The 26,388-nt window shown below is 63.7% G+C and carries 30 protein-coding genes and 3 pseudogenes; 21 read left to right on the plus strand and 12 right to left on the minus strand.

The features are described from left to right. Positions 1-268 (plus strand): annotated as a pseudogene (locus tag DB708_RS01105) (arylsulfatase); the annotation flags it as partial. 355 nt (positions 269-623) lie between these two features. Beyond that, positions 624-1,868 carry an MFS transporter gene (locus DB708_RS01110; RefSeq protein WP_165839698.1) on the plus strand — a complete coding sequence of 415 codons (1,245 nt, stop codon included), beginning with the start codon at positions 624-626 and terminating at the stop codon, positions 1,866-1,868. A gap of 61 nt (positions 1,869-1,929) precedes the next feature. Here DB708_RS01110 and DB708_RS01115 read toward each other — a convergent pair whose 3' ends face one another. Both DB708_RS01115 and DB708_RS01120 read right to left on the minus strand, forming a co-directional pair. Then, a complete protein-coding gene (locus tag DB708_RS01115; RefSeq protein ID WP_409347542.1) occupies positions 1,930-2,166 on the minus strand; it encodes a WXG100 family type VII secretion target in 237 nt (78 codons plus the stop codon). 61 nt (positions 2,167-2,227) lie between these two features. Then, complete coding sequence (locus DB708_RS01120) at positions 2,228-3,142, minus strand: PPE family protein (protein WP_165839699.1); 915 nt, start codon at positions 3,140-3,142, stop codon at positions 2,228-2,230. Between the two features lie 329 nt (positions 3,143-3,471). Between DB708_RS01120 and DB708_RS01125 the strand changes: the two genes are divergently transcribed. The 10 genes and pseudogenes from DB708_RS01125 to DB708_RS01170 all read left to right on the plus strand — a co-directional run bounded on the left by DB708_RS01125 (position 3,472) and on the right by DB708_RS01170 (position 10,951). Then, positions 3,472-4,749 (plus strand): aromatic ring-hydroxylating oxygenase subunit alpha, encoded by a 1,278-nt coding sequence (locus DB708_RS01125; RefSeq protein ID WP_108920130.1) that lies wholly within the window; start codon positions 3,472-3,474, stop codon positions 4,747-4,749. A 5-nt stretch (positions 4,750-4,754) separates the two neighbouring features. Next, positions 4,755-5,084 (plus strand): hypothetical protein, encoded by a 330-nt coding sequence (locus DB708_RS01130; protein WP_108920517.1) that lies wholly within the window; start codon positions 4,755-4,757, stop codon positions 5,082-5,084. Further along, positions 5,081-6,334: a metal-dependent hydrolase family protein gene (locus tag DB708_RS01135; RefSeq protein WP_108920131.1), complete on the plus strand. Its 1,254-nt coding sequence runs from the start codon at positions 5,081-5,083 to the stop codon at positions 6,332-6,334. The genes DB708_RS01130 and DB708_RS01135 overlap by 4 nt, the downstream gene beginning before the upstream one ends. Before the next feature lie 14 nt (positions 6,335-6,348). Further along, complete coding sequence (locus tag DB708_RS01140; protein ID WP_108920132.1) at positions 6,349-6,804, plus strand: MarR family winged helix-turn-helix transcriptional regulator; 456 nt, start codon at positions 6,349-6,351, stop codon at positions 6,802-6,804. Between the two features lie 95 nt (positions 6,805-6,899). After that, positions 6,900-7,163 (plus strand): annotated as a pseudogene (locus tag DB708_RS01145) (2Fe-2S iron-sulfur cluster-binding protein); the annotation flags it as partial. Beyond that, positions 7,160-7,903 (plus strand): SDR family NAD(P)-dependent oxidoreductase, encoded by a 744-nt coding sequence (locus DB708_RS01150; protein ID WP_108920134.1) that lies wholly within the window; start codon positions 7,160-7,162, stop codon positions 7,901-7,903. The pseudogene DB708_RS01145 and the gene DB708_RS01150, both read left to right, overlap by 4 nt. A 21-nt stretch (positions 7,904-7,924) precedes the next feature. Beyond that, positions 7,925-9,193, plus strand: coding sequence for an aromatic ring-hydroxylating oxygenase subunit alpha (locus tag DB708_RS01155; protein WP_108920135.1), 1,269 nt, complete (start codon positions 7,925-7,927; stop codon positions 9,191-9,193). Between the two features lie 2 nt (positions 9,194-9,195). Then, complete coding sequence (locus DB708_RS01160) at positions 9,196-9,531, plus strand: hypothetical protein (RefSeq protein ID WP_235616574.1); 336 nt, start codon at positions 9,196-9,198, stop codon at positions 9,529-9,531. A gap of 22 nt (positions 9,532-9,553) precedes the next feature. Next, positions 9,554-10,399, plus strand: coding sequence for a TauD/TfdA dioxygenase family protein (locus DB708_RS01165; protein ID WP_108920136.1), 846 nt, complete (start codon positions 9,554-9,556; stop codon positions 10,397-10,399). A 6-nt stretch (positions 10,400-10,405) separates the two neighbouring features. Beyond that, complete coding sequence (locus DB708_RS01170; protein ID WP_108920137.1) at positions 10,406-10,951, plus strand: carboxymuconolactone decarboxylase family protein; 546 nt, start codon at positions 10,406-10,408, stop codon at positions 10,949-10,951. A 28-nt stretch (positions 10,952-10,979) separates the two neighbouring features. On the opposite strand, the gene DB708_RS01175 is transcribed toward DB708_RS01170, so the two are convergent. The 4 genes from DB708_RS01175 to DB708_RS01190 are packed head-to-tail and all read right to left on the minus strand — an operon-like array spanning position 10,980 to position 13,931. Beyond that, the gene (locus DB708_RS01175; protein WP_108920138.1) at positions 10,980-11,576 is read right to left on the minus strand and encodes a TetR/AcrR family transcriptional regulator; all 597 of its coding nucleotides are present in this window, start codon (positions 11,574-11,576) and stop codon (positions 10,980-10,982) included. After that, a complete protein-coding gene (locus DB708_RS01180) occupies positions 11,573-12,346 on the minus strand; it encodes an SDR family NAD(P)-dependent oxidoreductase (protein WP_108920139.1) in 774 nt (257 codons plus the stop codon). The genes DB708_RS01175 and DB708_RS01180 overlap by 4 nt, the downstream gene beginning before the upstream one ends. Further along, the gene (locus DB708_RS01185; protein WP_108920140.1) at positions 12,343-12,852 is read right to left on the minus strand and encodes a VOC family protein; all 510 of its coding nucleotides are present in this window, start codon (positions 12,850-12,852) and stop codon (positions 12,343-12,345) included. Before DB708_RS01185 ends, DB708_RS01180 begins: the two co-directional genes overlap by 4 nt. Continuing rightward, positions 12,849-13,931: an NAD(P)H-dependent amine dehydrogenase family protein gene (locus DB708_RS01190; RefSeq protein ID WP_108920141.1), complete on the minus strand. Its 1,083-nt coding sequence runs from the start codon at positions 13,929-13,931 to the stop codon at positions 12,849-12,851. The genes DB708_RS01185 and DB708_RS01190 overlap by 4 nt, the downstream gene beginning before the upstream one ends. Positions 13,932-14,038: 107 nt before the next feature. Between DB708_RS01190 and DB708_RS01195 the strand changes: the two genes are divergently transcribed. Next, the gene (locus DB708_RS01195; protein WP_108920142.1) at positions 14,039-14,896 is read left to right on the plus strand and encodes an SDR family NAD(P)-dependent oxidoreductase; all 858 of its coding nucleotides are present in this window, start codon (positions 14,039-14,041) and stop codon (positions 14,894-14,896) included. Between the two features lie 35 nt (positions 14,897-14,931). Here DB708_RS01195 and DB708_RS01200 read toward each other — a convergent pair whose 3' ends face one another. Then, the gene (locus DB708_RS01200) at positions 14,932-15,597 is read right to left on the minus strand and encodes a TetR/AcrR family transcriptional regulator (RefSeq protein ID WP_108920143.1); all 666 of its coding nucleotides are present in this window, start codon (positions 15,595-15,597) and stop codon (positions 14,932-14,934) included. A 93-nt stretch (positions 15,598-15,690) separates the two neighbouring features. On the opposite strand from DB708_RS01200, the gene DB708_RS01205 reads away from it, so the two are divergent. The 5 genes and pseudogenes from DB708_RS01205 (at position 15,691) to DB708_RS01225 (ending at position 20,142) form a co-directional block, all read left to right on the plus strand. Beyond that, entirely contained in the window at positions 15,691-16,593 is a 903-nt protein-coding gene (locus DB708_RS01205) for an alpha/beta hydrolase (protein ID WP_108920144.1), read from the plus strand. Then, the gene (locus DB708_RS01210; RefSeq protein ID WP_108920145.1) at positions 16,577-17,212 is read left to right on the plus strand and encodes a maleylpyruvate isomerase family mycothiol-dependent enzyme; all 636 of its coding nucleotides are present in this window, start codon (positions 16,577-16,579) and stop codon (positions 17,210-17,212) included. The genes DB708_RS01205 and DB708_RS01210 overlap by 17 nt, the downstream gene beginning before the upstream one ends. 156 nt (positions 17,213-17,368) lie before the next feature. Beyond that, positions 17,369-18,724 carry a WS/DGAT/MGAT family O-acyltransferase gene (locus DB708_RS01215; RefSeq protein WP_108920146.1) on the plus strand — a complete coding sequence of 452 codons (1,356 nt, stop codon included), beginning with the start codon at positions 17,369-17,371 and terminating at the stop codon, positions 18,722-18,724. Between the two features lie 5 nt (positions 18,725-18,729). After that, positions 18,730-19,215, plus strand: a complete 486-nt coding sequence (locus tag DB708_RS01220) for an NUDIX domain-containing protein (protein ID WP_108920147.1) — start codon at positions 18,730-18,732, stop codon at positions 19,213-19,215. Between the two features lie 22 nt (positions 19,216-19,237). Continuing rightward, positions 19,238-20,142: pseudogene (locus DB708_RS01225) on the plus strand (haloalkane dehalogenase). On the opposite strand, the gene DB708_RS01230 reads toward DB708_RS01225, so the two are convergent. Continuing rightward, positions 20,139-21,185, minus strand: coding sequence for a DUF2330 domain-containing protein (locus DB708_RS01230; protein WP_108920148.1), 1,047 nt, complete (start codon positions 21,183-21,185; stop codon positions 20,139-20,141). The pseudogene DB708_RS01225 and the gene DB708_RS01230 sit on opposite strands and share 4 nt — an antisense overlap. Before the next feature lie 79 nt (positions 21,186-21,264). Between DB708_RS01230 and DB708_RS01235 the strand changes: the two genes are divergently transcribed. Next, on the plus strand, positions 21,265-22,545 hold the full coding sequence (locus DB708_RS01235) for a cytochrome P450 (RefSeq protein ID WP_165839700.1): 1,281 nt from the start codon (positions 21,265-21,267) through the stop codon (positions 22,543-22,545). Positions 22,546-22,561: 16 nt separating this feature from the next. Here the strand turns inward: DB708_RS01235 and DB708_RS01240 are convergent, their stop codons facing one another. From DB708_RS01240 to DB708_RS01250, 3 genes are all read right to left on the minus strand, one after another. Continuing rightward, positions 22,562-22,891: a DUF732 domain-containing protein gene (locus DB708_RS01240; protein WP_108920150.1), complete on the minus strand. Its 330-nt coding sequence runs from the start codon at positions 22,889-22,891 to the stop codon at positions 22,562-22,564. A 249-nt stretch (positions 22,892-23,140) separates the two neighbouring features. Next, entirely contained in the window at positions 23,141-23,452 is a 312-nt protein-coding gene (locus tag DB708_RS27155; RefSeq protein WP_165839701.1) for a DUF732 domain-containing protein, read from the minus strand. Between the two features lie 182 nt (positions 23,453-23,634). Beyond that, positions 23,635-24,699 carry an ATP-dependent DNA ligase gene (locus DB708_RS01250; RefSeq protein ID WP_108920152.1) on the minus strand — a complete coding sequence of 355 codons (1,065 nt, stop codon included), beginning with the start codon at positions 24,697-24,699 and terminating at the stop codon, positions 23,635-23,637. 37 nt (positions 24,700-24,736) lie between these two features. Between DB708_RS01250 and ligD the strand changes: the two genes are divergently transcribed. Both ligD and DB708_RS27925 read left to right on the plus strand, forming a co-directional pair. Continuing rightward, entirely contained in the window at positions 24,737-25,777 is a 1,041-nt protein-coding gene (gene ligD, locus DB708_RS01255) for a non-homologous end-joining DNA ligase (protein WP_108920153.1), read from the plus strand. A 169-nt stretch (positions 25,778-25,946) separates the two neighbouring features. Continuing rightward, entirely contained in the window at positions 25,947-26,069 is a 123-nt protein-coding gene (locus tag DB708_RS27925; protein ID WP_261859453.1) for a hypothetical protein, read from the plus strand. Here the strand turns inward: DB708_RS27925 and DB708_RS01260 are convergent, their stop codons facing one another. After that, positions 26,070-26,282, minus strand: a complete 213-nt coding sequence (locus DB708_RS01260; RefSeq protein WP_108920154.1) for a hypothetical protein — start codon at positions 26,280-26,282, stop codon at positions 26,070-26,072. It abuts the gene before it with no gap. Between the last annotated feature and the right edge of the window lie 106 nt (positions 26,283-26,388).

The raw sequence follows: 26,388 nt of genomic DNA on the forward strand, positions 1-26,388 counted from the left end.
CAGCCACACGCCGCTGGGCGACGTCACCCTGTTCATCGACGACGAGGTGGTCGGCACGCTCGCGGGCGTCGTCACCCACCCGGGTACGTTCGGGCTGGCCGGTGCCGGCATCACCGTCGGCCGAAACGGCGGATCGGCAGTATCCAGCCACTACAAAGCCCCATTCACCTTCACCGGCGGCACCATCGCTGCGGTCACTATCGACTTGTCCGGGCGGCCCTATCAGGACGTGGAAAGAGAACTTGCACTGGCATTCTCGCGAGACTAAAGCATCACCGATGCCAATGCGGCACAGAGCCGATACCGAACGAAAGCAACGCATCGGGAACCGAGTCCCGGCCTAAGCGGCGCGCTTCTGGACCACACCTGCGTGCTACCGAATAAATCGATATATATATCCTGCTAAATAATATATATTGACCCGAGCGGGTACTGAATCCTGGATGGATGTCAGACTGCGCGCCGCCACCGCCACTGTCGTCGTCTTGGTGTGCGTTGGAGCGGCTTCAGTGTTGAGCCGAGCTGTCACATCGCCAGACTTGCTTGCGGACTCCGGTCTTGCAATCGCGTCTGCGACGATGCCGCTGTGCTGCAAGAACATTGAACACTCCCGGGAGTTTGAGATGCGGAAAGAACTGCCTGAAGCGCCTATCAAGCCGGCGATGACTGATGCGGTCCACCAGACCCATCCGGCGCTGCCGGGCTGGCAGGTTGGCGTGTTTGCCACCGCGTGTGCGCTGTCGGTTGCAACGAATTACTACATTCAGGCACTTACTCCGGCGATTGCGACGGACCTCCACGAGCCCGGGCCAACGGTCGGACTATTGGTGACGTTGGCACAGATAGGTTTTGCAGTCGGCGTCATCTTCATCGTCCCGGCTGGAGATCTGGTGCGTCGGAAACCGCTCGTCTGCCTGCTGCTTGGGGGGACTGCCGGCGCCTTGGCACTTGCAGCCGCAGCGCCGAATTTGACCGCACTGGCGTGTGCGCTGCTGTTAGCCAGCCTGTGCTCGGTCGCCGCCCAAATCTTGGTGCCATTGGCCGCAACGCTGGCCAGCCCCGACCGGCAAGGACGCGTCGTCGGCCAGGTGATGAGTGGGCTCTTAGTCGGAGTTCTGTTGGCACGTACCATCGCCGGTCTAGTCGCTGCGCACGGAGGGTGGCGCTTAATGTATGGCGTTGCAGCCGCTCTCGTCGCCGCAATAGCGATCGTGCTCGTGTTTAGCCTGCCTGACGTCGCACCCAGCAGCACCCTCAGCTACCCGAGACTGTTGAAATCGATCGGCAGCCTCCTAGTGGAGCATCCCCAGTTGCGGGTGAGGATCGCTTATGGCGCCATCACTTTCGCTGGGTTCGGAAGCTTGTGGACCACCGTCGCTCTGCTCGCCGCCGATCGATATCACTACGGCGAAGCCACCATAGGATTACTCGCGTTAGTCGGGGCGGCCGGCGCGCTGTGTGCCCAGGGTGCTGGGAGACTCGTCGACAGAGGAAGACTGCACACGGCGACCGGAATCTTCCTCGTGGCCATCCTCATGGGGTGGGTGTTCGCCGCCTTCGGTGCGCACAACATCATCGCTTTGCTCACCGCGCTTATCCTGATCGATATCGGTGTCCAAGGCGTCCATATCGCTAACCAATCGGCAATCTATCGGCTAGACCTGGCTGCACGCAGCCGCATCAACTCCGCCTATATCGCGTTCTATTTCCTCGGCGGCGCAACAGGTTCGACCATCGCAGCCATCGCCTATGGTCACCGCGGGTGGCGCGCGGTTGTGCTGGCTGGAATCATATTCGGAATAATCGGATTGTTGATGTGGATGCTGCGCCTGCTCGCTGGCCGTGACCGCATTCCCAGTGCAACTTAGTGGTCTTCTCCGATGTTGATGCAGCGGAGCGCTGGCGACGCCCGATGTCCCGAGCTGGGCTTTAACTGCCTAAGCTCTGCCGGGAAGTCTGCTCGTACTGATCGGCAGCCCGAACCAGTCCGTCTCGCACCGAGTGCAGCATATCTACGATATTGATGAACGCCTGATCCATCTCACCCGTAGTGTGGTATGCCGCCCACATTCTGCGCGCCTTGTCCTTCACAGTCTGAGCATGTGTATCAAAACGGGTTGCCATATCCCGCATCGCGCGCGGATCCGCCGTAAGCCGTTCAGTCACTTACCTATTCCTCCATTCGGTACACCAATGTCAATGAATACCGCCGCAGTTCTACGGACTTTTAGGCCCCCTCCCGCGGCATCAGGGGCGGGTACGCCTGCTCCGACGCAGGCCATCGCGCCCTACGGCGGTCCGCGCCGGCCACACCGCCGGTCGCCATACCCCCGTGCAGCGGGCGGGGAGTGCCCGAGGACTTACCCGCAGTGGGAACACCAACCCCGGCGGACGCACCCGACCGAACCTCTGTCGCCGCCGTAGCCCAGGATCGTGGCACCGATAGCGATTCCAGCACCGGCGCAGCAGGGGTCGAAAGTGGCTCGGAGACATCGCCGGTCGACCTTGTACCAGCCGCTGCCTCTGGCTCCATCGAAAGCAACGCCGAAGTTGCCATGCTGCCTGTCAAGAGCGCCGTGTCAAAGCCGTTGGACAACAACATCATCATCAGCGATGACGAACCATCTGATGGGGCTGGACTAACGGAAGTCCCAATGAGGCGACTGACCCCAACCTGATAGCTGATAATCGCCGCCACATCCTGTGCCCACATCTCGTCGTAGGCAGCCTCGGTGGTTGCGATCGCAGTCGCGCTTTGACCCAGGATATTGCCCGCCACCAACGCGGCGACCGTTTCACGATTCGCGGCCACCTCCAGTGGATGCACTGTTGCCTGACGCGCCCGATCGAACACCTCGGCAGCCTCACGCGCAGTGATCGCCGACTGTTCCGCACAGCCTGCCGCAGCCTTGAGCCACTGCACATACGCCACGGCGCTAGTGGCCGTCGCCTCCGCCGCCGGACCGGACCAGGCTCGAGACGCCGACGCCGTCAACCGGACCAAGTCGAACGACTCCGCAGCTGCGATCAACTCCGCAGCGAGTCGATCCCAGGTGACCGCCGCCGCCAGCAACTGTTCCCCACCCGGCTCGGCATATATCCGTGCCGAATTCACCTCGGGCGGCAAATTCGCAATCCCCACCACCATCTACTCCTTCGCGACAAGCCGTCAGACCTCGACAAATAGAGATCGTTACTTTGCCTACCTTACCACTTGGAATATATGGCCGGGTGAAAAATATATGATTCGACTGTGGTGGGCGCGGCCGGCAGCCCAGGCTCTTGCGGCAAGCTTCGCGATAGCTGTCGCGGCACCAGCGGCCGATCGCGATGTCTATGGCTGATGTCGTGCGGACCAGTCAGTATCAACTACTTGTGATTACCGCGATGAGGATATACGGTCGGCCCGACGGAGTCCTGCGGGCTGCCCGAGGAATCCCGTGCCGGATCGAAGCGGACAGGAGCGCGGTCATGCCCCGATTTCCCAAGCCGTCGGAGGGAAGCTGGACACAGCATTACCCCGAACTGGGCACCGAGCCGGTGTCCTACGAGGACTCCATCAACCCCCAGATCCACGAGCTGGAGCGCGATGCCATCTTCAAACGCGCCTGGCTGAATGTCGGCCGCGTCGAACAGGTTCCACGCAAGGGTAGCTACTTCACTAAAGAACTCAAGGTCGTCAACACCTCAATCATCCTGGTGCGCAACGCCGCTGGTGAGGTCAAGGCTTATCACAACATCTGCCGGCACCGTGGCAACAAGTTGGTGTGGAACGACATGCCGCACGAGGAGACCAACGGTGTGTGCCGGCAATTCACCTGCAAGTACCACGCCTGGCGGTACGACCTGGACGGCAACCTGACTTTCGTCCAGCAGGAGGAGGAATTCTTCGACCTCGACAAGAGCCGATACGGGCTGGTCGCGGTCCATTGCGAGGTCTGGGAAGGATTCATTTTCGTCAACTTCGCCAAGAATCCCGAGCAGTCGCTGCGTGAATTTCTGGGGCCGATGGTCAGCGGGCTGGAGGGCTATCCGTTCGACAAGATGACCTCGCGGTGGTCCTACCGATCGGAGGTGAAGGCCAATTGGAAGCTGTACATGGACGCGTTCCAGGAGTTCTATCACGCGCCGGTGTTGCACGCGAACCAATCGCCGACCGCCTATTCAAAGGCGGCCGCCCAGGCCGGTTTTGAGGCGCCGCACTATCGCCTGGATGGTCCGCACCGGCTGGTGAGCACGTCGGGTATCCGGGCCTGGGAGATGGCTGATGAGATGCGCAAGCCGATGGAGGACATCTGCCAGAGCGGATTGTTCGGGCCCTGGGACAAGCCGGAGTTGGGGGAGATGCCGCCTGGGCTGAACCCCGCGAAATGCGAGCCGTGGGGCCTGGATTCGTTCCAGCTGTTCCCGAACTTCGTGATCCTGATCTGGGGTCAGGGCTGGTATCTGACCTATCATTACTGGCCGACCTCCTACAACAGCCACGTCTTCGAGGGGACTCTGTACTTCCCGCAGCCACGTACGCCGCGTGAACGGGTCGCGCAGGAACTCGCCGCGGTGTCGTTCAAGGAATATGGTCTGCAGGACGCCAATACGCTGGAAGCCACCCAGTCGATGATCGAGTCCCGGGTGCTTGACCGGTTCGTGCTCTGCGATCAGGAGATTCTGATCCGGCACCTGCACAAGGAGACGGCGGCGTGGATCGACGATTACCGCCGCACCACGGACCAATTCAAGGCAGGGGTGTGACCGCGATGTCGTCTTTACTGCCAACCGAATTCGCCGAGCTTGAACCCTTCGCGCAGTGGTGCCTGCCCGCTGAGTCGCAGCGCTACGCCAAGAGGCTGGCCAGTTCGATGCCCGAGATGAAAGCCTTTTATGACGCGATCACCCCGCGCGCCGAGGAAGCGCTGACCTACTGCGACAAGTTCCCCCTCGACGACCTGCCCGAGGACGTTCTCAACCTGATGCACCTGCTGTACTCGATGATCATGGTGTCGTTTCCGGTGGAGTGCTGGAAGCAGCCGCGAGTACCCGACTCCGGGGCCGCCACCCTGGACTGTGTGTCTGAGCCCGTGCCATGACCGAGCTGACCGTCTTGCGGGCCGCCCGCTGGGCTGACGTCGATACCGGCCAGGTCCGCGCACCAGCGGTCGTGCTGATCGACGGCAACCGCATCACCGCGATCAATCCCGAAGGACCAGTGCCGGATTCGGCCACCGTCATCGACCTCGGGGATACCACGCTACTGCCGGGTCTGATGGATATGGAACTCAACCTGCTCATCGGCGGCCCCGGTGGGCCAGAGGGGTTGCCGGCTCCGATGCACGGCGTTCAAGACGACCCCGCGTTTCGCACGCTGCGGGGTGCCGTGAATGCGCGCACCACGCTGGAGGCGGGCTTCACCACCGTGCGCAACCTCGGCCTGATGGTCAAGACCGGCGGCTATCTGCTCGACGTCGCGCTGCAGCGGGCTATCGACCAGGGCTGGCACGCCGGCCCGCGTATCTATCCGGCCGGGCATGCGGTGACGCCCTACGGCGGACACCTGGATCCCACGGTGTTCCAGCGGCTGGCGCCGGGAATCATGCCGTTGTCGGTCGCCGAGGGCATCGCCAACGGGGTGCCCGACGTAATCGCGTGCGTCCGCTACCAGATTCGTCACGGCGCCAAGCTGATCAAGGTGTCGGCATCGGGCGGGGTGATGTCGCACAGCACCGCCCCGGGCGCCCAGCAATATTCCGACGCGGAATTCGCCGCCATCGCCGACGAGGCTCACCGAGCCGGCGTGCGAGTGGCCGCGCACGCCGTCGGCGACTCCGCGATCCGCGCGTGTATCGGCGCCGGGATCGACTGCATCGAACACGGATTCCTGGCGACCGACGACACGATTCAGATGATGGTCGATCACGGCACCTTCCTGGTCTCGACCACATATCTGACGGAGGCGATGGCGATCGACCGGATCGCACCGGAGCTGCGCAGAAAGGCCGAGGAAGTATTCCCCCGCGCAAAAGCAATGCTGCCCAAGGCGATTGCCGCCGGTGTGCGTATCGCATGCGGCTCCGACGCGCCGGCCATTCCGCACGGCCAAAACGCCAAGGAAATCCGGGCTCTGGTGGACCGCGGGATGACCCCCATGCAGGCGATCCGGGCCGCCACGGTGGTGGCCGCCCAACTCATCGAGGCCGACCACGAACTCGGGCGGCTGGCGCCCGGCTACCTCGCCGACATCATCGCCGTCCCGGGCGATCCCTCGGCGGACATCGCCGCCACCCTCGATGTGTCGTTTGTGATGAAGGATGGCCAGATCTACAAAACACCGACTACGTAGACCGGAGCGCGGGTATGGAACTCACCGAGAACATCCTGTGGCTGCTCAAGCAGGCCTTCTACTTCTCGCTGACCACCGTTAACGACGCGATCAGCGCGCACGGTGTGAGCACAGCGCAGATCGGCGTGCTGCGCCAGCTATCCAACGAACCCGGACTGTCCGGTGCCGAACTGGCCCGGCGCCTGCTGATCAGCCCGCAAGGCGTGCAACTGGCTGTCACGGCGCTCGAACGGCGCGGCCTGGTGGAACGAAAGCAAGATCCGCAGCACAAGCGCATCCTGCGGGCCTACCTGACCGATCAGGGACGAGACGTCGTGGCCGAGGTACTCGGTGATGCAATCGCCGCTCACGAGCAGGTGTTTGGCGTGCTGACTGCCGAGGAGCAGAAGACGCTGCGCGAATTGCTGGGCCGGGTGGTCGAAAAGGGCACCGGCCACGAGCTCACTCAGCGCGATATATCTAGTACTTGAGATGAATGACAAGTACTTGATACTCTGTCCTCATGCAGGATTCCCGCGCTCCGTCGTATGCCGGACCTGCCGGCGACGGTGTTGCTACCGAAAAGGTGATGATCGAGCTGGATCGGTCGACCACGACGGTGGTCTACTCCGCACGGGATACCTTGCTGCAGACCGCGCGGATGGCAGGCCTGTCTCCGCCATCGTCGTGCGAAGTCGGCTCCTGCGGAACGTGTATGGCCCGGCTGACCGAGGGAAGTGCGCGGATGCTCAATAACGATGCGCTCGAAGACGACGAGGTTGCCGACGGCTGGGTGCTGACCTGCCAGGCCCTGCCGACGAGCCCGACGGTACGGGTGGTTTACGAATGAACAGGGTTGCGGTGGTGACCGGTGGCGCCTCTGGCATCGGTGAGGCGACGTGCCACGAGCTGGGCCGCCGTGGGCTCAACGTCGCTGTCCTCGATATCAATGAGCAAGCAGCGCAGCGTGTTACCGAAGATCTGCGCGCGGGCGGGGTCACAGCAATCGGTATCGGCGCCGACGTCACCGATCGGGCCGCCGTTGAGCAGGCGTTCGCGAAAGTTCGCAGCGAGTTGGGGCCGGTGGTGGTGCTGGTGACCAGCGCGGGGATGTTCGGGTTCTCCCCGTTCGCCGAGATCACTCCAGAGTCCTGGTCGAAGATCGTCGATGTCAATCTGACCGGTACGTTCCACTGCTGCCAAGTGGCGCTGCCCGACATGGTCGCCGCGAATTGGGGCAGGATCGTGATGATTTCGTCGTCCAGCGCCCAGCGTGGCTCGCCCTTTGCTGCGCACTATGCGGCATCCAAGGGCGCGGTCATCACCCTCACCAAGTCGCTGGCCCGCGAATACGCCACACACAGAATCACCGTGAACAACATTCCTCCGTCGGGCATCGAAACCCCGATGCAGCACCAGGCGCAAGCCGAGGGGCACCTCAAGTCCAACGATGAGATCGCCGCCAATATCCCGCTGGGCCACTTGGGTACCGGAGCCGACATCGCGGCGGCGGTCGGGTTTTTGGCATCGGAAGAGGCCGGCTTCATCACCGGCCAGGTGCTGGGTGTCAACGGCGGAGCGGTGATGTGACTGTGAGACGAGGAGGTTCAGATGACGCGAGAAGGTAGGCCCCCGGAGGGCTCCTGGACCGAGCACTATCCCGAACTGGGCACCGGCGATATATCTTTCGCCGACTCTACCTCCAAAGAGTTCTTCGAGGACGAACGCGAAGCGGTCTTCAAACGTGCATGGCTCAACGTTGGCCGAGTCGAAGAGCTGCCGCGCATCGGCAGCTATCTCACCAAGGAAATCGAGGTCGCCCGGACTTCGGTGATCCTGGTCAAGGGCCGAGACGAATACATTAGAGCCTTCTACAACGTCTGCCGGCACCGTGGAAACAAGCTGGTGTGGAACGACTTTCCCAATGATCCAACCCACGGGACATGCCGTCAGTTCACCTGCAAGTACCACGGCTGGCGCTACGATCTGGAGGGTGCACTGAAATTCGTACAGCAGGAATCGGAGTTCTTCGACCTCGACGTCGCCGACTACGGCCTGAGACCGGTGTCCTGCGATATCTGGAATGGCTTCATTTTCATCAACTTTGACGCCGAGCCGCGGCAGAGCCTGTGCGAGTTCCTGGGCCCGATGGTCACCGGCCTGGACGGTTATCCCTTTGACAAACTGACCGAACGCTACGAGTGGGTCGCGCACAACAACAGCAACTGGAAGATCTTCGCCGACGCATTTCAGGAGTACTACCACGTGCCGTCGCTGCACCCGCAGCAGGTACCCCCGGAGGTGCGTGACCCGAAGGCCGGATTCACTTGCGGCCATTTCCAACTCGACGGGCCACACCGATTGGTGTCGACCGCGGGGAGGCGCCGTTGGCTGCTGCCGCACGAGTACATGTATCCGATCGAGCGGGCCACCCAGAGTGGGCTGGTCGGGCCCTGGCGCACTCCGGACATCGGCGAACTACCGGCGGGGCTCAACCCCGGTGGCATTGAACCCTGGGGAATCAGCAACTTCCAGATCTTCCCGAACACCGAGATACTGATATACGGCGGTTGGTACCTGCTGTACCGCTACTGGCCCACCTCGCATAACACGCACCGGTTCGAGGCCTACACCTACTTCAGCCCGGCGCGCAGCGTGCGTGAGCGCATCGAACACGAAGTCGCCGCAGTGGTTCTCAAGGAATTTGCCCTGCAAGACGCGGGCATGCTCGGCGGGACGCAGGCCGCGCTGGAATACGGAATCGTCGAGGAGTTTCCGCTCAACGACCAAGAGATTCTGGTCCGCCACCTGCACAAGGTCGTCGTCGACTGGGTCGAGGCATACCGACGCGAGAATGTCCCGGCGCCGGCGGGAGTGTGATCGTGCCGGATGCCCTGTTGCCCACCGGATTCGCCGAGCTGGAAAGCTACGCCCGCGTCTGGTGCCTGGCCACTGAAACCGAACGCTGGAACGCACGGATGGCCAGCACGATGGCCGAAATGCACGAGTTTTACGACGCTTTCTTCCCGCGGCTCGAAGAGGCCATCGACTACTGCGACAAGTTCACGCTCGAGGACCTGCCCGGCGATGCGCTCAACCTGCTGTACATGATCTATTCGCTGATCATGGTCGCCATGGCCGTGGAGGTCATGCATCAACCCGTCCCGACCGACGCCGCGGATGCGGTGATGATCCGCACCGTCGAGCCGGCTCCCTGATATCCACAAGAAAGGACAGACCGTGAGTCTGCTCACCATCACCAAGCTCAGCGACTCCGTCGGCGCCGAGGTCACCGGCCTGGATCCCGCGCACCTGGCCGCCGACGATCCAGTGGGTGAAACCATCCTGGATGCTTTGGAGGACAACGGTGTTCTGGTCTTCCGCGGGCTGCATCTCGACCCCGAGTCCCAAGTCGCATTCTGTCGCCGCCTCGGCGCCATCGACCACTCCTCGGACGGTCATCATCCGGTCGCCGGCATCTACCCGGTGACGCTGGATAAGTCGAAGAACTCCTCGGCCGCCTATCTGAAGGCGACCTTCGACTGGCATATCGACGGCTGCACCCCCACCGGCGACGACTATCCGCAAAAAGCAACTGTCCTGTCGGCTAAGCAGGTCGCCGAGCGCGGCGGAGAAACCGAATTCGCCTCCTCATACGCGGCCTACGATGCGCTGACCGACGACGAAAGGGACCGCTACGGCGCATTGCGCGTAGTGCACTCGCTGGAGGCATCTCAGCGCCGCATCACCCCCGACCCGACTCCGAAGCAGTTGGCGCAGTGGCGGTCCCGCCGCAATCACGAACACCCCCTGGTATGGACGCACCGCAGCGGCCGTAAGTCGTTGGTGCTCGGCGCTTCTGCCGACTACGTGGTGGGCATGGGCCGCGAGGAAGGCAGTGCCCTGTTGGCGGAGCTGCTGGACCGCGCCACCGTGCCCGCCTTGGTCTACAGCCACAACTGGTCGATCGGCGACACCGTCATCTGGGATAACCGCGGTGTGCTGCACCGGGCCGCTCCCTACGACTCCAGCTCGGAGCGCGAAATGCTGCGCACCACAGTGCTGGGTGACGAGCCGATTCAGTAGACCCCGGTGACCGACCAGCACTCGCCGCGGCTTGCCCCGCTGCCCGCCGACGAATGGGACGACCGCAGCCGCCGCGCAATCGCCTCGCTGATACCCGTTGAGCGGGCCAACCCGATGGGCGCTGGCAATATCTTGTCGACCCTGGTGCGACATCCCGATCTGACGCGGGCGTATCTGCCGTTTAATACCTACTTGCTCAACGGCTCCACGCTGTCGGCGCGGGTGCGCGAGGTGGCCCTGCTGCGTGTGGTGCATCGGCGCGGCTGCGACTACCTGTGGTCTCATCATCTCCCGATCGCGCAGCGAGCCGGGTTGAGCGCTGAGGAAATCGACGCCATTCGCGACGGTCAACTCGCCGACGACAGTGATCAGTCGGTGCTTTCCACAGTGGACGACCTCATTGACGAGGGCACCATCTGCACGCCAACCTGGCGTGAGTTGGGTCGCCACTTCGCCGACGACCAGCGCATGGACCTGGTGTTCACCGTTGGGGGTTACTGCCTATTGGCCATGGCGGTCAACGCCTTTGGCATAGAAGATGAGGAACTGTGACACTCGGCCTAACAAGTCCCGATAGGCACTATTTCCAGTATGGGTTCTTAACCGCTTCAAGGGCTTCGGTCACGTAGCGATCCAGTGGCTGCCGGTTGGTCGACCGCAACACCCACTGCTGGAAGGCGAAATCGGCTGCACCAAAAGCGAGTTGAATCAACAAACCGGGACGCATGTCGGTCTCGGGGTCGGCACCCATGCGCTCGGCGACGAGCTTCATCGCTCGTTCCTTGTCGGCGGGCGTGTGGATCGTTGCCTTGTCTAGCAGGCCGGGCGCGACCAGCAGCGCTGCCCGCCACTCCTCGCAGTCGGCGCGGTCGAATGACCGGGTCCGCGTGATGATGGCGTTGACCAGTGCGACATCGGGTGACTCGCTGGCGGGCCGCTTCTCCAAGTGGTTGACGATCGCGGCACCGCCATAGCGCACGGGTGCCAGCAGCAGCTCCTCCTTAGTCGGCACATGCCGGAAGAAGGTGCGCGGTGAAACGCCTGCAGCAGTGGCGATCTCCTCGGTAGTAACGGCGTCGTATCCGCGTTCGACAAACAGCCGAAAGGCCGCTCGCCGGATATCGGCGCGGATCTGTGCGCGCTGGCGATCCCGGAGCGACTCGCTTTCGGTGGTCACCGGAAGCAGCCGATCCCACCGTCGACGTGAATGGTCTGACCGGTGATGAATGTCGCGTCACTGCCGAGCAGGAATGCGACCAGCGCCCCCACATCGGTGTGCACGTCGCCGATGCGCTTCATCGGAACACGCCCCACGGCCTTGTCGTACTCCTTGGGCGCGAACGACTTCCAGAACTTTACGCCGTCGGATTCAGCGAACGGGCAGATGACGTTGACCCGGATGTTGTCGCGTCCCCATTCCAGCGCTGCGACCTTCGACAGGCCGCGGATGCCTTCCTTGGCGGTGGCATAGCCGCCCCACTTGGGTTCACCACCTGTTCCCGTCCCCGAGCCGAGGTTGACGATGGACCCGCCGCCCGCTTCGACCATTAGCGGGTGCACGGCCTGCATCAGCAGGAAGGTCGCGCGGGGACCGACGTCGTGGCCGAGCGCGAAGTCCTCGAGGGTGATGTCGACGAATGCCTTGGGCTCATTGGTGGCGATGGCGTTGTTGACCAGGCCGTGCACCGTGCCGAAGGCACCGACTGCGGCGGCGGTGATCCGCTGCGCGCTGTCCGGGTCGCGCAGATCGGCGACTAACTGTTCCACCCGTCCGATCGCCTCGAGCTCCCTGGTGGTCGTGCCCAGGGCCTCTTCCTGGATGTCGACCAACAGGACTTGCGCGCCGCGTTCGAGCAGTGCGGTCGCAACGCCCTTGCCGACGCCTTGAGCGGCACCGGTGACGATCGCGGCGTGCCCGCGCATCGAATCGGGATGGCTGTAGCTCATCTGACGGGTCCCATCTGCAGCTGCACGCCGCGGTGCATTTCGTAAGTGCTGCGCGCACCGCCCGGCAGTTCGATGAACTCCACCGGCGTCCCGTCCGGGTCTTTGACGAAAAACATTCGAACTCCGCCGATTTCGAACGGATCCTGGTCCGGCGTGTAGCCGGCGTCGACGACACGGCGATGGATGTCGTTGAGGTCGGTAACCGACAACGACACGTTGTGGATCCCGGTGATACCCCGATGGGTCGGCTGCTGCTCCCCAGCTGGCTTATTGCCCAGGGAGAGCAGCTCGATCATCAGGCCGCCCAACAAACCGCCGACCACCCGGCCTTCCTGCTTACGGGTCGCGTGCAGTACCGCGTCGAAAGGCTCCCCGGAGATCAGGGATTCGAAGACGACGTCCATACCGAGCAGGTCCCGGTAGAACACCAGTGCACGGTCCATGTCCGTGACGCCCACGACAAGGTGACAGAACGACACATCGTCGAGGACGCCTTCGCCGGTCACGATGGCTTCGCGAGATTGGGAGCCGGGCGCCCGGCGAACAGCGGTAGATCCAGGTAGGTCTTGATGCCTGGTTCGGCGGCGCAGACGTCCGGGATGGCGTTGATGCAATGGTTTGCGGTGACCACCACGCCCGGGTTCTTCACCAGTCCCTCTTCGATCGTCTCCGGTTGCAGCCCCTTGAAGGTGAGGCTCACGTCGGGGTCGCCGGTGATCTCCACCTCGAAGCGTTCGCCCCGCCCCTCGAAATTCCAAGCCGGGTCAAGGTTTTCCTCACCCATCAGCCAGTTCACCGCCGCGGTGATGACCGGCTGGCCGTCGACGGTAGCTTGCCAGCGGAACCGGCGTGCGGCCACGGTGCCAGTGGTGATCGGGAAGGGTTCGTAGTCGATGTCGGCGGTCGCCACGGCGACATCCTGGATGGTGACGATGTTGGGATCGATCAGAAATCCCATGTGATCGGCGATCATCCGCACCGACTGCTTGAAGCCGGCTTCAAGCAGGCTGGCCATTGGCCCTTGGGTGGCTTCCTCCGGGGTGCCGCCGAAGCCCATGATGTGGCGCACCACATCGGGTGCGTTGTAGGTGCGGATGTCGGAGAACTCCTCGGCGCGCACATGGGTGACCGCGGACGAGAGCGAGGAAATCATCAGCGGGAAGCGCTCGGTGATGCCCCCGGGGTGGATGCCTGAACCATGCAGCGTCACACCGCTTTCCGTCGCGGCGTCGGCGACCGCCTGGTGCCGCGCGTTGCCCGGATCGGGGTATACCCAGCCGACCGGGGTGACCACGTTCTTGCCGGACCGCAGGATCGCGATGACCTCGTCGTCGTTGGGTACCAGCGGGCTGTACATGACGCAGTCGGCGTCCAGCGCGAGTATCTCCTCGATGCTCGAACTAGCGGTGACACCAAGGTCTGTAGTCCCGATGATCCGGCCGACGTCGACACCATTCTTCTGCGCGCTGTGCACCCAGCAGCCCGCCAGCTCGAGCTGCGGGTGGTTGAGCACGCATTCGATGGCGGCCTTGCCGACGCCGCCGGTCGCCCATTGAATTACGCGAAGCTTGGACGAACTACTCATCGCTGTCCTTTCGATTGCACGCCTTTACACGTCAACGATCGAAATGGCACAGTATGACCCGCTGGCAGTGACTGTCAACAATGGTTTCGGGTAGGAAGGGCCTGTGCATGAGCGACCTGGACGGCAAGATCGCGATAGTCACCGGAACCAGCCGCGGCGTGGGCGTCGGCATCGCCCATGAACTGCTGCGCGCCGGCGCCACCGTCATCGGCTGTTCGCGCGGGCCGCTGGACACCATTCCCGGCATCGAATCGCAGTGGGCGGCGCGTGCTTCGCAACGAGTCTGCGATCAAGGCGACTGCCGCTCGATCGACGCCTTAATCGCCGAGGTGGTGGCGACCCACGGTCGCGTCGACATCCTGGTCAACAACGCGGGCGGTACCGTCCCGGCGCCACACGTGGAGGACATTCCCGAACTCGTGCAACGCATTCAGGGCGCTCCGCCCAGCGACGACGACTACGAACGCACCGCGCTGTTCCACGCGTTCGCGGTGCAGATGAACCTGATCAGCCCGCTCTGGTTCGCCATCCGCGCCTACCGGCAGATGTCGACGCAGGATGGTGTCGGGTGCATCATCAACGTCTCCAGCGGCGCCGGGCACCCGGCGGGATCACCCACCTTGGTCTCCTACGGCGCGGCCAAGAGCGGCCTCAACCACCTGACTCGGTCACTGGCGCAGGAGTGGGGGCCGAAGGTCCGGGTCAACTGTGTGGCACTGGGCCCGACGATGACCGAGAACTTCCGGTCGTTCGTGTTGCCCAAAGACGATCCGACCGGCGAGAAGTATTTCGCCGCCGTTCCGTTGCGCCGGGCCGGCGAGCCCGCGGAAGTCGGACGGGTCTGCGTCTTCCTGGCCGGCGGGCAGGCCGACTACGTCAACGGCACGACCATCGAATGCGACGGCGGCATGCTGCCCGGCGTGCTCTACGACGCGGGCCTCAAGACGATCACCGACCTGCTCTAGTCCTCCGCACGGCGAGTTCCCAAGGCCCGCAACGGCTACCGTCGGTGTTTGGGCGCGCGTGACGCGGCATGCGATCGGGCCTCGATGCCGGTGAGCAGCATTTCGAGGGCGCCGCCGAAGTCGTCGACCATCGTCGAACGCCGGCTGGTCTCGGACAGCGCGGCCAAGTGCGGGTGCTCGGCGCCGGCGAGGTCGCCGATGCGCTTCGCGACCGCCGCATTGGATTGTTCGCGGTCGGCTCCAGCGAGCGGGCCGGCCAATTCGACTTGGGCAGCGCCCATTACGAGGCTGAGCACTCCGCGAAACGCGGCGAGCACATCGAGGTCGCTCAATCCCGCGCGCCGGAGCGCCTCGACGAGGCGTTCGGCGGGAAGGTAGCCGGCGACCGATACCGTGCGGCGAGTCAATACCAGCAGCGCGGCATTGGGGTGCTGACGCACGCCCAGCCACCAGGCGGTCGCGATGGCTTTGACGTCGGCACGCCAATCGTCGGAATGGCGTGGCAGGCGGATGTCGGCGAGCACCGCTTCGGCGACGAGGCCCTCGAGCTCCTCGCGGTCTTTGACGTAGTTGTAGAGCGTCATAGGCCCGGTGCCCAGTGCGGCCGCCAGCGATCGCATGCTCAGGCCGGCGAGTCCATCCTTGTCGACGATGGAAATCGCCTGCGCCCGCACCTCGGCGAGAGTGAATCGTGCCCGCATCTGCGGCCGGCCTCCTCATTACGCGTACCCATTGACACGTACACCGTACGTAAGTTAAAACGTACGGTGTACGTATCTAGGGAAGGATCTCACATGACCGCTGCCTACGACACCACCCGGGTGTCCTTCATGTCGCGCGGCAACCGTTGCGCGGCCTGGCTCACTCTTCCCGACGGGCCTGGGCCGCATCCTGGCCTGGTGCTGGCCCACGGCCTGGGCGCCACGCACGGCATGTCGCTGTCCGGGTACGAGCAGCATTTCGCGAGATCCGGGGTCGCAACATTGGTGTTCGACTATCGCTACACCGGCGAGTCGGACGGTGAGCCGCGTCAGCAGTTCAGCATGCGCGGGCGGCAGGACGTGGCCGCGGCCTGTGACTATCTGCGCGGGCACGCCGATATCGACGCTGCCCGGCTGGGATTGTGGGGAACCAGCCTGGGTGCGATGCACGTGCTACAGGCGGCGGAACACGGGCTCGACGTCGCGGCGGTGGTGGTGCAATGCCCGATCGTGCACGGTCCGGGAACGCTGCTGCGAAGCGGCCTGCTACCCGCCTTGCGGCTCACGCCGGCGATCGTCGCCGACGCCATCGGCCGGATTCGAAGGATGGGCCGAACCTACGTCCCCATCGTTGGCGAGCCCGGCGGCTTGGCCGCGGTGACCGGCGCGGGCGCGTTGGACGGCTGGTATTCCACCGTGTCGCCCGGGTGCACGTTCGACAACCGGATGGCGGCGATGGACGTGCTCGGCATCGCGTCGAGCAGCGCGAAACGCGGGGCAGCGAAAATTAAAGTGCCGCTGCTGGTTTGCGTTTCACGTCGGGAAACCTTGATGGACCCGCGCCACGCCGAAGACGTCGCCGCTGCGGCACCACGCGGAATCGCGCGGCACTACGACGGTGATCACTTCCAGATCTATCACCCGCCGCTGCGCAGCGAGCTGCTCGCCGATCAGACCGCCTTTTTACAGGAGCACTTGGGTGTCCGAGTCGGCTAACGCGTTGCGGGACAACGACACAAGGCTCGCGGAATTGGCTTCCGATATCAGCGCGACGCAGTGGGCAGAACCGAGCCTGTGCACCGAGTGGACCAATCACGAAGTACTGGCTCATCTCGTTATCGGATACAGTGTCGCGCTGTCCTCGGTTGCCGCGAGCATGCTGCGGCATCGCGGTTCGTTCGACGCCGCGAACACCAAACTGGCCCATGGCCTGGCGGCACGGCGCAGTCCAGACCAATTGCTCGGCGACTTTGTGCAGCTGGCGCGCCGACCCCGAGGAATCGGCCGCCTTTTCCCGAGGCGGCTGCTGCTGGGCGACCACGTCATCCATGAACTCGATATCGCGTATGCGTTGGGCAGAGCGTCGGCGGTGCCCGTATCGACCGTCGTCGCTGTGCTGAACACTCAAGTTCGGGTGCCCAACCCTTTCGTCCCGGCAGCAGCGCGGGCTCGTGGCCTCAATCTGCTTGCCAGCGACGCCGACTGGTCTCGTCGCGCCGATGGGCCCGCGGTCACCGGGCAAGCCGCCCACCTCGCATCCGTTCTCGCGGGAAGACCCTGGGCGCTGCGGCACCTGAGCGGCGACGGCGTCGCAGTACTTTCGTCTCGAATGTGAGATCGCATAACGGCGGCGTGCGCCGTCGGAGTTGACTGTGTGTCTCGGGTGGTGACACGCCGACCGAGTCCACCCGCAGCGCACGCTCGGAGCCGTACCCGCACACGACCGGGGGCGCGGTGGCGGGTCGCGCCCCGGTGGGCGTCTAATTGGCGGATGGAACTGATGAACCCCACCGACTCGGTATTTCTGCTGGGCGAATCCCGTGAGCACCCGATGCACGTCGGTGGTCTGTCGCTATATGAGCCCCCCGCCGGCGCCGGTCGGGAGTTCGTGCGAGAGTTCTACGACAGCCTCGTCGCGCAGCAGGATTTCCAGCCCACCTTTCTCAAGCGCCCGGCGACTTTCTTTGGCGGAATCGCCAACCTCGGGTGGTCCTACGACAAGGATGTCGACCTCGACTATCACGTTCGGCGCTCCGGGCTGCCCTCTCCCGGGAGGGTCCGCGATCTGCTCGAGTTGACTTCGCTGTTGCACAGCAGCCTGCTTGATCGCCACCGCCCGCTGTGGGAGGCGTACGTGATCGAAGGCCTCAAGGACGGCCGCTTCGCGATCTACACCAAGATGCACCACGCCCTTATCGATGGCGTGTCGGCACTGAAGCTGATGCAGCGCGCACTGTCCAACGACCCCGACGACGATGAGATCCGGGCACCCTGGAGCCTGCGCAAACCCAAACCGGACGCTGCGCCGTCGTCGCGGCTGCGTTCGCTGATGCATACGGCGGGATCGCTTGCCGCACTTGCCCCGTCGACGGTGTCACTGGCCCGTGCGGCGCTGTTCGAACAGCAGCTCACGCTGCCGTTCGGAGCCCCGCGCACCATGCTGAACGTCAAGATCGGCGGCGCCCGCCGCTGCGCGGCGCAGTCATGGTCGGTGGACCGAATCAAGAACGTCAAGAGCGCGGCGGGGGTGACGCTCAACGATGTCGTCCTGGCGATGTGTTCGGGCGCCTTGCGGTACTACCTGCTAGAGCAGGACGCCCTACCGGAAGCACCGCTGCTGGCGATGGTCCCGGTGAGCCTGCGTCACGAGGACGAGGCCGACGCCGGCGGCAACCTGGTCGGAGCCATCCTGTGCAACCTGGCCACCGACATCGACGATCCCGCCAAGCGGCTGGAGACCGTCAGCGAGTCGATGTACAAGAACAAGACGGTGTTCGCCCAGTTGCCGCGAGTTCAAGCTTTGGCGCTTTCCGCGGTGAACATGAGTGCGCTGGCGATGTCGATGGTTCCCGGATGGGTGAGCTCGACGTCGCCGCCTTTCAACGTCATCATCTCGAACGTGCCGGGCCCCCGTGAGCAGATGTACTACGGCGGTGCCCGCCTGGACGGCAGCTATCCGCTGTCTGCGATTCTCGACGGCCAAGCGCTGAACATCACCCTGGTCAGCAACGCCGACAAGCTGGATTTCGGTCTGGTCGGGTGTCGGAGCAGCGTCCCGCACATGCAGCGCCTGCTAGCGCACCTGGAGTCGTCGCTGAAAGATCTGGAACGCGCCGTCGGAGTCTGAGCCCGGTGCCAAAACTCAGTGCGGGTGTGTTGTTGTACCGGATCCGCGACGGTGTCGTCGAAGCTTTGATCGCGCATCCGGGCGGGCCGTTCTGGGCCCGCAAGGACGACGGGGCGTGGTCGATTCCGAAAGGTGAGTACACCGACGGCGAAGATCCCTGGGCCGCGGCGCAGCGCGAGTTCTCCGAGGAGCTGGGCTTAGCCGTTCCGGATGGGCCACGCCTCGACCTCGGCACGCTCAAACAACCAAGCGGCAAGGTGGTCACCGCCTTCGCCGTCCGCAGCGACCTCGACGTTACCGAAGCCCGCAGCAACACCTTCGAACTGGAGTGGCCGAAGGGCTCGGGCACGATGCGGGAGTTCCCCGAAGTCGATCGGGTCGGGTGGTTCCCGGTGGCGCAGGCACGCAGGAAACTACTCAAGGGACAGCTGGCCTATCTCGATGCGTTGATGGCGCATCGAGAGTTGACGGGCTGCACCGAAGGGGTTTGACGAGCGGAAGGATGTTCCAGACGTGAAGACGCTGCGAACACCCGACGATCGGTTCGACGACTTACCGGGTTTCCTTATGCACCAAGGTATTCCGATGTCTCCGACAATGACGGCGGCACGCTTCGGGTTTCCTGGGTACAAGACGGGCCGGAAACCGCCGATCCCGTCCTGATGCTGCATGGCGAGCCGTCCTGGTCGTACCTGTACCGCAAGATGATCCCGGTTCTGGTCGCTGCCGGCCACCGCGTCGTGTGCCCCGATCTGGGCGGGTTCGGACGTTCGGATAAACCGACCCGTCGTGAAGATCACAGCTATGCGCGCCACGTCGAATGGATGCGGGCGTTGGCCTTCGACGTGCTCGACCTTCGTAACGTGACCCTGTTTGGTCAGGATTGGGGCGGGCTGATCGGATTGCGTTTGGCGGCAGAGCATCCCGATCGGTTTGCCCGGCTGGTCGTCGCGAACACCGGGCTACCCAATGGGGAACAGCCGATGGCCGATGTCTGGTGGCAGTTCCGTGAGGCCATCACGACGGTGCCGGAGCTGAACATCGGCTCGTTCGTCCAGTCGGGCTGTCGCCAGCGGATGAGCGACCAGGTGCGGGCGGGCTACGATGCGCCGTTCCCCGATGACAAATACTGCGCCGCGCCGCGCGCCATGCCGGGTCTGGTACCGACCGCGCCGGACGATCCCGCGTCGCCGGCCAACAAGGCCGCCTGGGCGGCGCTTTCGGAAAGCCCGACGCCGATGCTGGTCGCGTTCAGCGACAGCGATCCGATTACGGGGCCGATGGCCGAGATCTTTCAACGCGAAATGCGCGGCGCGCAGGGCGTCGACCATCCGCTGATTCTCGGGGCCGGGCACTTCCTACAGGAGGATGCTGGCGAAGAGTTGGCCAACCACATCGTGGAGTTTCTGCGTCGCTAAGCGCTGCGGCGCCGCTGGCGACGGACCACGAGAACGATCACCGTTACCGCGATCGCCGCGAACACGAATCCGGCAAACAGAATGAGCTCGATCGGGATGACGACGTCGTGGTCGACGTAGATCACTTGCCGGTAGGTGTCATCGTTGGTGGCGTTGCCGAACGTAAAATCTGAGGAGATTCGTTCCGGCTTAGGGATATTCACCGCTAGCTTGGTCAGATAGCCGCCGTGATTCGCCGTCAATTCACGTAGCAGCGAATTCTGAACAGCGGCAGCGATGTTGCCCGCGAACTGAACTTGGACGGCCTGGGCTGAGGCATCGGCGTCGGTGCGCTGCTGTCGATGATCGGACAGCGTGAAGATCGTGACTTGTTGTGGGCCCGCGGCGGCCGCGGAAAGGCGCATGGGATAGACCAATTGCGTCGATGGAAAGGTCATCCGCACCGGGTTGAGGCCACCCACGATGGGGTTTGAACTGGTCAGCCGGATCGCGACGAACGACCAGCCGTCACGTAGGTAAGGGCCCAGTGCTTCCGACACGGCGGGACTGATGGCATAACCGTTGTCGCCCAACCACTTTTGCAATCCGCTCAGGTCACCCCCGGCCAGCGTGATGGCCTCCAGCGGCCCGAGGTGGACCTGGTTCACCACCGTGGGTCCCCTGGGAGCCGCGGCCTCGAGCGCAGCCGAACCCGTCTGCCCCAGCACCCAGTGCCGGCGCTGTTGGACACGAGGGGCGGTGAGGGTATCCAGCTCGGTGAATGTCGCCTTGTCGCCTTCCGTGACGGTCGCCGGCGCGGGGGTGGGCACTACCAGGGCGACGTTGTTCGTGTCGGCGTTCAGGGCGAGCTGCATGACGACGGTCTCGCTGGATCCATCCCAATGTACCAGCGCCACTTCGTGATTCATGGTGGCCTGGCCGCCGGCGGGAGGGACCACCGCACCGCACGCACAGGCATGACCCGGAGCAGCTACGGCCACATTGGCCAGGGTAGCCAAGAAAACGGCGATCAGGCCCAACCCGCATGTACGAGGCACCTTCATGGCGACATGCTAGTTGCTGAAGCGGGTACGGTCACGCCGTTCTCAGTGCGCATTAGGGTGCGGCATGCACAATGTGAGCATGACGACTGCGTCGATTCAGCAGCCCCCAGAACCCGCCGAGCAGGCCGAATTACAAAAGTTGCTGTTCGAGTTCCTCGATCCGGCCAACCGGGCCGATCCCTATCGGCTGGGTGTCCAGTTTCGTGAGCATGGACCAATCTTGTTGCCCGAGTCCCACCTCGCCGTCTTCTCGACCTACCGCGACTGCGACGACGTGCTGCGGCACCCGTCGTCGAGTAGTGACCGGATGAAGTCGGCGCGCGCTCGCGAGCAGATTGAAGCGCAGATCCGTGAACTGACCGCATCCGGTGCGCCGCAGCCCGCGCAGGTCCCGCCGGGATTTCTGTTCCTCGATCCCCCGGACCACACCCGGCTGCGCAAACTGGTCAGCAAGGCGTTCGCACCGAAAGTGGTCAATGCGCTGCAACCTGACATCACCGATCTAGTGGACGGAATGCTCGACGGGATCGCCGAGAAGCGGCGCTTCGACGTCGTCGAAGATTTCGCTTATCCGCTGCCGGTAGCGGTCATCTGCCGGCTACTCGGCGTGCCGCTGGAAGATGAACCGCAATTCAGCCACGCATCAGGACTACTCGCACAATCACTGGACCCGTTCGTCGAGTTCACCGGTTCGGTCTCCGACGGTCTGCAGGAGAGCCTCGATGCTGGAGCGCGGTTGCGGGAGTACCTGCACGGCTTAATCGATCGGCGGCGCTCGCAGCCCGGCGACGACTTGATGTCGGGTCTGGTCGCGGTGGAGGAGTCCGGCGATCAGCTGACCGAGGAGGAAATCGTCTCGACCTGCCTGCTGTTGCTGGTCGCCGGTCACGAGACCACGGTCAACCTGATCGGCAACGCCATCCTGGCGCTGTTGCGAGAACCCGCGCAATGGGCGGCGCTGCGCGCCGACCCCACCCGAGCCTCGGCGGTCGTCGAGGAGACCATGCGTTACGACCCACCCGTGCAGATGGTTGGCCGAACTGCCCTCGAAGACATGACAATCGGGACCGCCGAGGTGCCCGAAGGCCACGTGATGATGCTGCTACTGGCCGCGGCGCATCGGGATCCCACCGAATTCGATCGGCCCGACATCTTCGACCCGGATCGGGGAGTACTGCGGCACTTGGGTTTTGGGTGTGGGATCCACTATTGCCTGGGCGCCTCGCTGGCGCGGATGGAAGCCGGCATTGCCCTATCGGAGGTGACGGCGCGTTTTCCGCAGGCGCGCCTGGACAGCGAGCCGCAGTACAAGGCGAACGTCACGCTGCGCGGACTATCGGAGCTGACGGTGGCCGTCTGAAAGCTGCGGGTTGCGATCAGTGACCCGGGCCTAGTCTGGGCGCGAACTCCGGGCAGTAATAGGTGACCGAAGCGGCGATGAAGAAGGCGGACTGATTCCGGTCGAGACCGGAGTGCTGAATAAGGTATTGGTACGCAGCCTCTTGGTAGTCGAGCATGGCGCACACTTCCTGGGCATCCTCGATCACGGCGGCATCCGGTGCGTTGACCCCGATCCCATTTGCGCGCACCTGACGGAGGAAGTCATCCGTTGGAGTTGCCTGCGCGACCGGCGCCGCCCCTACCAACACGAGCCCGCTAACCGCCAAGATTCCCAGGGGCTTCCGCACGGCCGCCGCAGCGTTCATTCGTTGACTTCCTTTCGGCCTATCGATCAAGGATCTGCTTCCACCGCCGGTCAATACGGAGGGAGACCATAAGCGGCCTCAGTGCACGTGGACCAAACAAGCGGTAAAGAATTATGACCTATCACGACGCCATTTGCCTGCCTGCCAAAAGGCACGGCTCGGCATGGGTTAGCGGCTTTCGATCCCGCCGCTTATATCCAAGGCCCGGGAAGATGTCGCTGCGGCTAAATGTGACCTGCTGCTCGGGGCCTATCCGGGGGTGTATTGCGGGCAGAAGTATTGCACCGAGACGGCCACGAACATGGCGGATTGCTTGTCGTTCAGACCGGAGTTCTGGTCAAGGTATTGGTAGGCCGACTCTTGGTAGTCGAGCATGGCGCACACTTCCTCGGCGTCCTCAACCAAGGCGGCATCTGATTTGTGCAGCCCAACTCCATTTGCGCGGACCTGTCGAAGGAAGTCATCCGTGCCACTTGCATGTGCGACCGGGGTGCCCGACGAAAGCGCGATGGCCGCCAAGATTCCTAGGGGCAAGGACCTCATGAATGTCGATGAGTTCATCCGTTGACTTCTTTCCGTTAACCGTCTAGACATCAACGATCCGCTTTCGCCGCGGGCACTGCAACGGATTTTCGCTTCTAGGTAGCTGTGCAAACGCTGTGTGGACCTCGCGCGAAGTGGCCTCCCGCGCGGATTCCGAACGTGTAGTGAAGCCCGCCCGAGCTGCGGGAACGCAACCGGCTCTAGCCGAGGCCCGGCACGATATCGCCGAGGCTGAAGCTGACTGGTTGCTCGAGTTGCTCGTAGTTGCATGAGCGCGGATCGCGGTCGGGACGCCACCGGCTGAATTGCGCGGTGTGGCGAAACCGCCGACCTTCCATGTGGTCGTAACGGACCTCGACGACCCGCTCGGGCCGCAGCGGGACAAATGAGAGGTCCTTGCCGGCGTTCCACCGGGAGGTTTCGTGCTTGCGTGGGGTTCGTTCGCCGGCTTCGGATGCGGCCCAGTTCCACGGGTGGTCTTGGAAGCTGGTGACCAGTGGCTGCAGCTCGGTGAACAGCCGCCGCCGTTCGGCCATCGGAAACGCGCCGATCACGCCGACCGACGCGAGCTGGCCGTCACCTTGATAAAGCCCGAGCAGCAGGGACCCTATCGTGTCGCCGCCCGATTTGTGCACTCGATAACCCGCGACCACGCAGTCAGCCGTCCGCTCGTGCTTGATCTTGAACATGACGCGCTTGTCCGGCTGATATGTGACGGTCAGCGGCTTCGCGATCACCCCGTCGAGACCCGCCCCCTCGAATTCCTCGAACCATTGTTGTGCGGTGTGCAAATCGGTGCTCGCCGGTGTGACATGAAACGAGTGCCCGGAATCCGTCAAGGCTTCAACGAGGGCGGCGCGCCGCTCGCTGAACGGGCGCCCGGTGAAGTCATCGTCGCCGAGGGCCAGCAGGTCGAACGCGATGAATGCCGCCGGGGTGTGCTCGGCGAGCATTCGCACTCGCGAATCGGCCGGGTGAATACGTTGTTGCAGCGCCTCGAAGTCCAGGCCGCGATCGGTGGCGATCACGATCTCACCGTCGATCACGCAGCGCTGCGGCAACTCGTCCCGGGCCGCCGCGACCAGCTCGGGGAAGTATCGGGTCATCGGGCGCTCGTTGCGACTGCCCAGTTCAACTTGATCGTCGTCGCGGAAGCAAATGGATCGGAATCCATCCCATTTGGGCTCATACGACGCATCCGGCGGGATTGCCTTGACCGATTTGGCCAGCATCGGCGAAACCGGTGGCATGACGGGCAAGTCCATTGGTTCATTCTGACGTGCGCCGTGCTGGAATCGAGACATGGCTGCGGCAGCAGAAGAGCTCGACGTCGACGGCGTCTCGGTGCGACTCTCCAACCCGGACAAGGTGTATTTCCCGAAACTGGGATCCAACGGCACCAAGCGGCGGCTCGTCGAGTATTACCTCGCGGTGGCGCGCGGCCCGATGCTGGACGCCCTGCGCAACCGGCCCACCCACCTGCAGCGGTTTCCGGACGGCATCGACGGCGAGGAGATCTATCAGAAGCGGATACCGCAGCATCATCCCGACTACCTGCAGACCTGCCGGGTTACCTTCCCGTCGAGACGGACCGCCGACGCGCTGATGGTGACCCACCCGGCGGCCATCGTCTGGGCGGCGCAGATGGGCACGGTCACGCTGCACCCGTGGCAGGTGCGCTGCCCCGACACCGAGCACCCCGACGAGCTGCGCATCGATTTGGATCCGCAACCCGGCGTCGGCTTCGAGCAGGCGCGCTCGGTTGCAGTCGATGTGTTGCGGCCGTTGCTCCACGAGCTCGGCCTGGTCGGCTATCCCAAGACCTCCGGGGAGCGCGGGATCCACGTGTTCCTCCGGATCGCCACGGACTGGGATTTCATCGCCGTCCGCCGGGCGGGTATCGCGCTGGCGCGCGAGGTCGAACGCCGTGCGCCTCACGAGGTGACCACGTCGTGGTGGAAAGAGGAACGCGGCGAGCGCATCTTCATCGACTTCAACCAAAACGCCCGGGACCGCACGATGGCCTCGCCGTACTCCGTGCGACGCACGGCGATCGCGACCGTGTCGATGCCGCTGACGTGGGACGAGTTAGCCGGCGCGGAGCCGGACGATTACACGATGGCGACCGTGCCCGACCTGGTGTCGGGCCGCGACGACCCATGGGCCGGCATGGACGAAAAGGTGCAATCCCTGACCCGGTTGCTGGACATGGTCGAGGCCGATGAAGAGCGCGGCCTGGGCGATATGCCCTATCCGCCGAATTACCCGAAAATGCCCGGCGAACCGAAACGAGTGCAGCCGAGTCGGGATACCGATCTGACCAGGAAAAATAAGTCGAATTGAATGAAGCTGCGCGATAGGTGCGCATGCCGGTGGTGATTAACCTCTGCAATTACCGTCCGCGTGCATGCCACATTCTGGCATTCTGTCGTCAAATCGTCGCGTATCGCCGTGGTACGGGAATTACTGCGGTCTACGCGACGACGGCCGGGGGCCTAACGAATGGAGCGGCATGTCTGGTCTCAAGAGCAAGCTCATCCTCGCGGCGATCCTCACCGCTGCCGCCACCGCGACCGCGGGATGCACGGTGCCTTTCACGGTTGACTGCGGCACTTTCACCTGCTCTTTGGGCTAACTAGTCCCTGACGGGCGAGGCGCCTGTCGGCAGAATCATCATCGTCACCGGAAATTTCAGCGCCGCGCTGCCGCGGGAGAGCGTGCAGTACACGATTTCCATTTCCAGCGGCGCCTGCCGTATCGGGCGGGTTTCCATCTCCAGGTGGGGCTCGAGGTAGTGCGGGGTTGCAAGCCAGTTGAGGCCGCGTTGGATTGAATCGACCAAGTTCATCCACCCGACTCTACGCTTGCGTTGAAAGGTGTTGTTGCACAACACTTTCACTAAATCAAGGTGCGATGGTCAGCGCGGCTTCAAAGATAACGGGGACATTTCCGGG

This window comes from Mycobacterium montefiorense, from assembly GCF_003112775.1.
Taxonomy (GTDB): Bacteria; Actinomycetota; Actinomycetes; order Mycobacteriales; family Mycobacteriaceae; genus Mycobacterium; species Mycobacterium montefiorense.